This is a genomic window from Microcoleus sp. C2D2 (assembly GCF_036702495.1).
Lineage (GTDB): Bacteria > Cyanobacteriota > Cyanobacteriia > Cyanobacteriales > Microcoleaceae > Microcoleus.
In genome coordinates, this window is the sequence record NZ_JAUBTO010000213.1 from 1 (window position 1) to 10,122 (window position 10,122).

Sequence of the window (10,122 nt, forward strand, 5' to 3'; positions counted from 1 at the left end):
GATTTGGGTGTCACAAGTCTGGTTGCTTTGAGTGACGGTGAAAAGATTGCCAATCCCAAAGGCTTTAATGCAAAACGTCGCAAACTCAAGAAAGCTCAAAAGGCATTGAGTCGAAAGCAGAAAGGGTCGAACAATCGCCACAAAGCACTGCTTAAAGTCGCAAAGGTGCATCAAGAAATTGCTGATGCCAGAAAGGATTTTCTTCACAAGCTGACGATTCGATTGGTACGTGAAAATCAAACGATTGCCGTCGAAGATTTGGCCCTCAAGAATATGGTCGAGAATCGGAAGCTTGCTCTTTCTATCACTGACGCAAGTTGGGGTGAGTTGGTCAGGCAGCTTGAATACAAGTGTGACTGGTACGGTCGCACGTTGGTCAAGATTGACCGATGGTTTCCGAGTTCTAAGCGATGCGGCAAGTGCGGTCACATCGTTGAAAAACTGCCGTTGAATATTCGTGAATGGGACTGCCCGAATTGTGGCGCACGCCATGACCGAGATATCAACGCAGCACAAAACATTCTTGCCGCAGGGCTTGCGGTGAAAGTCTGTGGAGCGAACGTAAGACCGGATAGGCATAAGTCTGATGGCAGTTGCGATGAAGCAGAAAGATCTAAGAAGTGATTCTTGGAATCACCGTGGCGTAAGCGGGCGTGAGGATGTCAATCAGAACCACCTTAATTATAATTAATCCTACCAGTCAAACCGCTACATTGTCCCACGCCGTATAGATTCTAGTACAGCGATCGGCTTAATTTTGGCATCAACCGATTTAATTTAGACAAATTTTTAAGTTTTATTGAATTTCGGGAAAACGAAGCATAATAGATCAAAATTGATGAGAGTGGAATCGTTAAGCTGCATACCACACTTCGGAGGAGAGCCGTGAGGTTAGCAGAACAACACAAAAGATTAACAGAAAAAAACCCAAACAGGCGGGGGTATTTAAACTTCGATCGCGAAAACCTGACACGAAACATCGGAGGCGAAACTCGGATCGCAGATAAGTTGCGTTTTTTTATGCTGATTTACTCACAACAGACCGGGCGCAAAGAAAAGCGATCGCCAAAATCTTATTTGAGTTCTTGCCTTCTGCTCGTCTTTGCGATGACCGCCTTTTGCACCCCTCAACCGTCAGTTATCGCGGCCGGGATACCCGGAGTGCAGCTACTTTCTCAGACCCTCGAGAGCGACATTAACATACTGTACGTCAGCTCGATCGGCGGCAGCGACACGGGGGGCAACGGCAGCGATCGAGCTCCCTTCAAAACCCTTACCTACGCCTTGAGCGTGGCCCCGCCCAAGACAGCAATTTTGCTAGCGCCCGGTACTTACAGCGCTCAATCCGGCGAAAAATTTCCGTTAATGCTCACGCCTGGCGTGACAGTTCAGGGAAATCCCCACACTCGCGGTCAGAATATTGTCATCAAAGGCGGAGGAGACTTTATCAGTCCGACTTGGGCCGGTCAAAATATCACGATTTTAGGCGCAGACGGGGCGGGACTCAGCGGGGTGACGGTGACGAATACCAACTATCGCGGTTACGCTTTGTGGATCGAATCGAGTTCTCCGACGGTTGTTAACAATACTTTTTCTGGGAGCACTCACGACGGAATTTCGGTAGTGGGTACTTCCAGACCGACGATTGGCGGGAATTTTTTCTCGAAAAATGGAGCTAACGGCATTACGATTTTTGGCAGTTCCCGGCCGGAAGTTCGAGATAACGTGTTTGAAAACACGGGATTTGGGGTGAATGTAGCGCAGAACGCTTCGCCCCTGCTCATCGGCAACAAAATTACTCGCAATAAGGATGGCGTGGTGGTGCAAGCTGATGCTAGACCGGTGCTGCGTAACAATTATATCGAGAGAAACCAGCGGGACGGAATTGTGGCGATCGCCAGAGCTCTGCCGGATTTGGGAACAGCAGCCGAACCGGGGGGCAATGTCATTCGCAACAACGGTCAGTACGATGTCAACAATGCAGCCACAGGTCAAGTAATCCCAGCTTACGGGAATCAATTGTTGAGCAGCCGGACGACGGGCTCGGTTGATGTGGCGGGAAGTTTTAGCCCTCCGGCGCCAATTGGGGGCAGTGCTTTGCAGCTAACGATCGATCGACCCCCCAGAACCGGTGGCCCAGACACTTCTCTGCCTGTTTACACTCCCGGGCGGCTAAGTCCCAGAGTAGAAAGAGCCCCTATTTCGCCACCGGAAACCGTTTCCAGGGGAACGGTGCAAAATCTATCGGCACCGCCAAGGGCTCAGTTGCGGCAAGATATTTCTCCGAGGAGTGCTGCTGATTCACCGGTAGTCCCAGGGGCGATCGCAATTCCCGTGCCCGATCCGAATTCTCGATCGGTTTCGGAAATTTCGGTACAGCAATCAATGATTCCTCCCTATTTTGATAGTTCGAGTTCGGTTTCTTCCGAGGGTAGATTGCCGGTTCCGGATCGCAACATTCCTCTAGGAAGGGGCGGCTATGTACCTGCACCTTTAGGGGGGAATTCTTTGCCGGATTCTTGGGAGAGTTCGCCGTCATTCGATCGACCGTCCGCTTTGGGTTTGCGCTATCGAGTTGTGGTTGATACCGACAGACCGGGCGATCGACAAAAAATGCAATCCCTCGTTCCCGGTGCTTTTCGCTCTTTTTCCAGGGGGCGATCGGTAATGCAAGCCGGTGCTTTTCGGGAACGCGAAAAAGCTGAGGAATTGCTACAAATGCTCACCCTTAACGGTTTGAGTGCCCGAATTGAGGACATTAAATGAAATGGTCATTAGTCATTAGTCATTAGTCATTAGTCATTAGTTGACTGTTGACTGTTGACTGTTGACTGTTAACTGTTAACTGGTGACTGGTGACTAATGACTGATGACTAATGACTAAATTTTAGGGCCTAGCATATCGGATGCCAGACCCTAAAACATTAGTAAATTAAGTTGATTCAAGTGGGTTTTTAGCTATGCTGAGTTTCAGCAAACTACAACTAAGGTGGACTTTTTGGCAACTACTCTGCTGGCGAGCTAGCTACTAGCGGAGTCTATTCAGACTTCTGTGTTTGACTGTACGATCGCAACTTTTGATTAATCCAATAGCCTCAAGCTATTTAACAAATCCCAAGGGCAATGTCAACCTTACTTTGCTAATAAGCTACACGGTTCAGGCGTTGCCTGCGAACTAGAGCCGATCGGGACAAATACTCTAATTCCAAATTTTTTATCCAAGTTTTTGTGCTTCTTGGTTTTGCCCCTCATGTTTTTAAGTTAACACCAACTGCGCGCCTAACAACACTTTGTTTACCAAACTTGACACTTTTTGACCTGCAGAAATACTCCCAAAACTAATTATTAACAATTTGTAAAATTAGTAGGTCGCACAATGTGCACTTGGCCAATAAAATCTAGGACTTAGGTAGAAACGGGGTTTTTTTACCAAAGTACGGCGTTACATCGACTATGCTAGGCCCTAAAATATTGAAATTTTGAAGTAGCAAGCAGTTTTTGGCTGTTAAGCTGTCACGCATTTAAATTGCATATTCAGGGCGGGCTAGACGGCCCACCCCACAAGACACCGAATTGTTTGTTGACATTCTATTTAAATGCCGCAACAGCTTAACACTCAACAGTCATTACTTAACAGTTAACAGTCAACAGTTAACAGTCAACAGTCAACAGTCAACAGTCAACAGTCAACGCAGCAGAGCTTCCCAAGTGGCGCGACCGACAATGCCGTCTGCTGGCAATTGGTATTGTCGCTGAGCGGCCTTGACAGCAGCTTGAGTTTCCGGACCGAACACGCCGTCAGCACTCACGCGCAAAAATCCCTTGGCCCGCAGCCGTTCTTGCAAATCTTTGACTGCCGGCCCGCGCATTCGTCTTCTTAAAACTGGAAAATTGGTTGGCTGCACTTGGGGGTTAATCTCTGAATTGTCGGCAGTTACAGGAGCGTTGGCGATCGGGTTTTCGATCGCACTCCCAGCCACAGGAAACAGCCGGTTCCAAGTATCTTGACCGACTATGCCGTCGGCGGCGAGACCTGCTGCTTCCTGGAACTGAAACACAGCTCTAGCGGTGCTTTGCGAGAAAATCCCGTCTACAGTGTCAGCGTAAAAGCCCAACAACTTAAGAGCAGCTTGGAGTTCGATCACTTCCGAGCCGCGGCTGCCTAATTTGAGTGCGGGGCGGACGATCGCACCTGTTTGAGCGATCGGGCTGTTAATGTTACCTTGTTCGGAGGTAGGTAGCTGTGCGGCAGCAGGAGTAGAGGCGATCGATCCCATGAGCAATAAACCGCACAAACTCCAGCCTCCGAGCCAAATCGGAACCTCGCGGGCGTCATTCCAGCTTGCTGTCAAGTTTTGGGACATTGGGAATTCGACTTCTGCAAAACTGGTAGCGATCGTACATCAAATCTGGAAAAAATTGGGAATTTCGGCAACGAGCAATCTACGGAATGTAACAAATGGATGTTAAGCCCAGAAGTCAAGCGTGAAGATTTTTCCCCATCTCCCAATCTCCCAATCTCCCCCTCTCCCCCTCTCCCCCTCTCCCCCTCTCCCCCTCTCCCCCTCTCCCCCTCCCCTTCCCTTTCCTAAAAAAAATTTATGCCTCTCAAATAGCTGCAATTGGCAAAAAAACTGCTAGATTGCCCTACAGAAAACATTGAACCGCGTTCCTTGGGCCCCAGCAACACCATGTCCGAATTCAGAACCGCCAGCCAAATAGACATCGGCAACGTCAACATCGGGAACTTCCAAGTCGGCAGCATCAGCGGCACCAAATACAACGACCTCAACGCCAACGGCCGCCCCGATCCTGGAGAAGTCCCAATTCCCAACTGGCAAATCTACCTCGACCTCAACAACAACAGCCAGCCAGAGTTTAACGAACCTTCCACCCTCACCAACCCGGAAGGCAACTACATCTTCGCCAACCTGCCGCCGGGCACTTACCAAGTTAGGGAAGTCCAGCAGCCGAACTTTCGCCAAACTACCCCAAATCCCTCACCCATCACGATTACCAGCGGGACAAACGTTGGCAATATCAATTTTGGCAACAACTTCAACGCAGGGACGATCGCAGGCACAAAATTCAACGACATCAACAACAACAGCAGCCCAGATCCCGGGGAACCAGGGCTAGCTAACTGGCAAATTTACCTCGACCTCAACCGCAACAACAGGCTCGACGGCGACGAACCTTTTACTTTTACAAACGTTCAAGGCAATTACGCTTTTGTCAATATTCCCGCAAATACATATTGGGTGAGAGAAGTCCAGCAACCGGGTTTTCGCCAAACCACGCCTGACCCCGGCCCGGTTAACGTTACTCCCAACGCCACGGTCAACAACATCAATTTTGGCAATGTCTTTTTTGTCGGCAGCATCAGCGGCTTCAAGTTCAACGACCTGAATGCCAACACCGTCCGAGATGCAACAGACCCGCCTCTGGCCAACTGGCCAATTTACCTCGACCTCAACGGCAACGGCAGCCTCGATCCGGGCGAACCCAACACCATCACAAACCTGCAAGGAAACTACACTTTTGCGAATGTTTCTCAGGGCCGGTATTTGGTGAGGGAAGTCCAGCAACCGGGATGGGTACAGACTACGCCAAATCCAGGCCCGATCGACATAATCGGCAATACCAACGCTGTCGGCGTCAATTTCGGCAACAATCTTCCCACCGGCAGCATCAGCGGCTTCAAGTTCAACGACCTCAACGCTAACGGTATCAACGAACCGACGGAACCGATAGTTGCCAACTGGCCGATTTACCTTGACCTCAACAACAACGGCGCCCCAGATCCCAACGAACCTTCGACTTTAACAAACCCTCAAGGTAATTTCTCTTTTATCAATTTGCCTCAAGGCACCTATTTGGTCAGGGAAGTCCCGCAGCCGGGTTTTCGACAAACCACGCCAAATCCGACTCCCATCACCGTGGGCAACGGCACAAATGCCACTAATCTCAGCTTTGGCAATGTATTGGTAACGGGAACGATCGCCGGTGTCAAATTTAACGATCTTAACGCCAACGGCCGCCTAGATCCCGGGGAACCGCCGATCGCCAACTCTGCTATTTACATCGACCTCAACAACAACAGCAGTTTAGATCCGGGTGAAGCGAGTACCTTAAGCGATGTTCAAGGCAATTACAGTTTCCGCAACGTTCCGGTAGGTAGTTATGTTGTCCGCGAAGTTCCGCCGCCGGGTTTCATTCTAACGACTCCGCCTGCGGTGGTTGTTGTGTCGGCAGAGATTCGGGCTAGCAACATCGATTTGGTGACGCCAGATGCTGAGGGTTGGTCGCCTAAATCCTTGAAGGGCGACCCGCTGACGGATGCCAGCAACTATGCCGGACCCCAACCTGCAGGTAATATGGGGGCGGATAGCTTGCTTTTGAGCGAGGGTCGTGATAGTTATCGAATTAGTGATTTTTTGGTCGATCTACCTGTTGCGAATTTAGGCAATATTCCTAACATTGGGCCACATAATGTCGGTCTGGATACTAATGCACAAATCGGTGAATTAGTCAAGAAAAATGAATTAATTAAAGGGGCGATCGGGAAATCGATCAGCACTGTGGGCGCGAGAGATTTCTCGGTTATGTAGGGTGACACATTCGCTCGATCGCCCGGAATCCCAAACCGCAGATAAAAATAAGGAAGAGGTGAAAGGGCGCTCGCGTGATACCCTATTGTTGGCAACCTCCAACACTCAAGCCTAAGTTCCGGCAACTCCGAAGCTGGCTTGTATATTGGGTGCAATATTCAGAGGCAGTAGCATCTCTGTAAATGAGAAACTATCAGGCAATTCCCCCAACCCCGATCGGCGTATGGACAGGCTTAGCCAAGTCAGATCCAGTCCGGTAGCTCGATCGGTGCTGCCGATCGCTGTGCTGGGCGATCGCAGCCTCGCTCGATCGCCAAGCACAGCTTTCCCAGGACAAACAAGAACGATGCCGGACTCGATCTCACCGGGAGCAGTCAGTCTTAGGCTTTTTAAAGCTCGAAACAGCAAGTATCTACGGAGAGAGAAGGCGTGCAAATCTTGAAGATGTTGCCCTCAAATTGCCAGGGTTCTTCAAAACCTGATATACTTGCCAGCGACAAAGCTTGAGGCATTGTTGTGTTAGATGGGGAACATTACCTCAAGTGCAGACGTATGTAAAATCGAGTAGCGGTTGTCAGCTATTAGTAAAAACTACTCAGCAACTTACAACCCATACAGTAGTCTGTTATTTACGTGGATTTAGGTGTGAAGGAGAGAAATCATGGCTTCAAATAACGAAGAGCTCACAGCCAAGCAATTACAGCCAGTTGTGGTTGGGAATGCCGGCCCGGCAATTTTAGGAATCAAGTTCAATGACCTGAACGGGGATGGCATCAGACAGCCAAATGAACCAGGTCTGGCAAACATCCCCTTTCTCCTCGAACCAGCAACAGGCGCCAACGGTGTATTTAATGCTGGTACTGAGGACCTCTCAGTCTCGACGGACGCTAACGGCGCGTTCTCATTCATAAATCTTGTCCCAGGTAACTACCTAATCACGGAAACCGCAGTACCTGCAAATTTCCGTACTACTACTCCCAACCCCCTCGCAGTCAATCTTGGAAACACAAACGCCAACGTTTTCTTTGGCAACACCGCAGTTACAGGCAGCCGGATTGTAGGATGCAAATACCTAGACCTAGATGGGGACGGCTTTCGAGATGGCGATGAACCGGGGATTAAAAATGTCAGGATATATATTGATTCAAATGGCAACGGCCAACGCGATGCAGGGGAACAGAACACCCTAACAGACAAAAATGGTGCGTGGTCGTTTAATGTAGCACCAGGCTCGTACAAGATTCGGGAAGAACGAGTCAACGGTATCAACGGAGAACCCCTAGAAAGAAATTTCCCCCAAAGCACCCCACCCAACAACATTCCCGTACTGGACGTGACGGTAGCCGCAGGTCAAACTTTTGCCTGCGCTCAAGTTGGCGACACTCCGCTTTATCAAATTGAAGTTAACAAATTTCGGGATATAGACCGCAGCGGCACGCGAAATCTGGTCAATGGAGTTTTGGAACCCCCCATTGCTAACGTACCTTTCATTTTAGATTTGAACGGGAACGGTGGTTGGGATCAAGGCTCCGAACCGATCGCAATTACCGACGCAAACGGAGTAGTTCTCTTCCGGGATTTGCGAGCTGGCAATTATCCAGTGTTGGAAATTTTTCCATCTGTACTGCCTGCAGCAGTAGGTGGCGGTGCCCCAGGCAACCTGAATGCTCCAGTAGCAACCACTCCCAACCCCACTCTGGTTTCAGCGCCAGGGCCGCAGGCACGCTTCCAGGGTACGATCAGCAGAGAGCAACCAATCTTAGTAACAGACACAACCTATACACTGAAACCAAACGACCCTAAATTCGTAGATACCAACCGCGACAGCATCCAACAAGCAGGAGAAGCTTCTATTGCAGCAACGGGTGTACGACCGATTTTTGCAAACACTCCTGTGCCTTTCCCAGCCACTAACCCGTCACCAGCACTTACCTTTTCTCCTGTGCCAGCTAATAATGCATCTGGAGGGATTGGTGGTGTGGGAAACACTAGACCTAACATCACTGTATTCAAATACAATGACCTGAACGCAAACGGTCGCTACGAGCCAACTCAGGGTGAAGCAGCCCTTAGCGGTGTCTCTGTCTTCCTCGACACCAACAATAATGGGGCTGCGGACGCCGGAGAACAACAACTACAGACTAATGCCCAAGGGAGAGGAGCTTTTACCAACTTGGAGCCGGGCAATTACACGGTGCGGGAAGTAGTACCGGGTGGTTTCTCGCCTTCTACATCTGCTGTCGTTCCGTTGACTCTCAACACTCAGGACGCTAACGTTACTTTTGCCAATACGCCGAACAGCAACATAACTGGTTGCAAATTCGAGGACTTTAACCTCAACGGCTATCGAGACGGAAATGAACCGGCTATTAGTGGCGTTACTGTCTATCTCGATACCAATAACAACGGCGCCCTCGATGCAGGGGAAGCCAGTACCACTAGCAATGAGTCTGGTATCTTTGCGTTCAGGAATTTGGCTCCCGGTAATTATAACCTTCGAGAGGTAGTTCCTCCTGGTTTCTTCCAGACGACTCAACCGCTAAATATCGTTCTGGGCCCCAATCAAACTTTTACTTGCGCTTTGATTGGCGACTCTCGGCGCTATGATTTGCCAGTGCCAAAATTCCGAGACGACAACCGCAACGGCCTACAAGATGCAGGCGAACCGCCTCTTGCCAATATCCCATTTACTTTGGATTTGAACCGGAACGGTCGCTACGATGCTGCAACTGAACCTCTGGTCAGATCGGACGCTAATGGGATTGCTCTGTTTACAAATTTGTTCCCGGGCAATTACTCGGTTTTGGAAGTCTTCGATGCGAGTGTTAACAACCCGTTCCCGATCCCAACTGGGCCTAATCCTGTTAACTTTAACGTGCCTGGCCCCACTACAGTGCCTAGTGCAGTACCGACGCCAGTACCGACGGCTGCAACAACTGGTGCTAGCACCGCCGATCCGCTGACTGGCGGCACGGTAACTGCTTCTAGCATCGGCGATGCGTTGATAGACGGCGGCCGTTCATCCGGTCCTACGGTTAATCCCAGCAGCGTCGATAGCTTGATCGTACCTCAGAGTCCACCTGTTAGCTTTGTTGACATCAACAAGTGGAAAGAGTCGGCAGAGGCTTCGATCGATTTGTTTAAAGTACAGAACGGTCTCCTCGAGAAATCTCCATTAGGGTTCGGCGCTCCTCCAGTACCTGATTTTAAGGTTAAGGATTTGTAGTTCGAGACTCAGCAATTAGCAACTAGCTTGTTTAAACTGCACGTCAAATCATGTTTTGGCGTGCTTTTTGCTGTTTTGACAATAATTAGAGGCTCGCGCGGCGGGTTTATCGATTTCTTTAATTACCGGAAATATTTTTCGTGAAACCCGCCTCTACAACAAATATATCCCGATGCTCCAAAAGGCGGGTTTTACCGACTATCTTTGAGCATTACTCACAAGTTAAGCTAAAAGCACTATTGTCAATGAGTAAAATTACTCATCTTTTACCTGTTGACCCAATTA

6 protein-coding genes are annotated in these 10,122 nt (G+C 49.6%); 4 read left to right on the top strand and 2 right to left on the bottom strand.

Features of this window, described 5'->3' with window-relative positions:
* Nucleotides 1–624 (top strand): RNA-guided endonuclease TnpB family protein (locus tag QUB61_RS35395; RefSeq protein WP_333190359.1); only part of this gene is annotated, 624 nt, incomplete at its 5' end.
* A gap of 261 nt (nt 625–885) precedes the next feature.
* A complete protein-coding gene (locus QUB61_RS35400; RefSeq protein ID WP_333135693.1) occupies nt 886–2,766 on the top strand; it encodes a DUF1565 domain-containing protein in 1,881 nt (626 codons plus the stop codon).
* A 920-nt stretch (nt 2,767–3,686) separates the two neighbouring features.
* On the opposite strand, the gene QUB61_RS35405 is transcribed toward QUB61_RS35400, so the two are convergent.
* Nucleotides 3,687–4,364, bottom strand: a complete 678-nt coding sequence (locus QUB61_RS35405) for a peptidoglycan-binding protein (protein WP_333135691.1) — start codon at nt 4,362–4,364, stop codon at nt 3,687–3,689.
* A 258-nt stretch (nt 4,365–4,622) separates the two neighbouring features.
* On the opposite strand from QUB61_RS35405, the gene QUB61_RS35410 reads away from it, so the two are divergent.
* Nucleotides 4,623–6,611 (top strand): SdrD B-like domain-containing protein, encoded by a 1,989-nt coding sequence (locus tag QUB61_RS35410; RefSeq protein ID WP_333135689.1) that lies wholly within the window; start codon nt 4,623–4,625, stop codon nt 6,609–6,611.
* Nucleotides 6,612–6,722: 111 nt separating this feature from the next.
* Here QUB61_RS35410 and QUB61_RS35415 read toward each other — a convergent pair whose 3' ends face one another.
* Nucleotides 6,723–7,046 carry a hypothetical protein gene (locus QUB61_RS35415; protein WP_333135687.1) on the bottom strand — a complete coding sequence of 108 codons (324 nt, stop codon included), beginning with the start codon at nt 7,044–7,046 and terminating at the stop codon, nt 6,723–6,725.
* Nucleotides 7,047–7,272: 226 nt separating this feature from the next.
* On the opposite strand from QUB61_RS35415, the gene QUB61_RS35420 reads away from it, so the two are divergent.
* The gene (locus QUB61_RS35420; RefSeq protein WP_333135685.1) at nt 7,273–9,837 is read left to right on the top strand and encodes an SdrD B-like domain-containing protein; all 2,565 of its coding nucleotides are present in this window, start codon (nt 7,273–7,275) and stop codon (nt 9,835–9,837) included.
* Nucleotides 9,838–10,122: the final 285 nt, after the last annotated feature.

Bases quoted from the DNA above. Each gene is read 5' to 3' on its own strand.
- QUB61_RS35405 (WP_333135691.1), bottom strand. From the start codon at position 4,364: ATGTCCCAAAACTTGACAGCAAGCTGGAATGACGCCCGCGAGGTTCCG.
- QUB61_RS35420 (WP_333135685.1), top strand. From the start codon at position 7,273: ATGGCTTCAAATAACGAAGAGCTCACAGCCAAGCAATTACAGCCAGTT.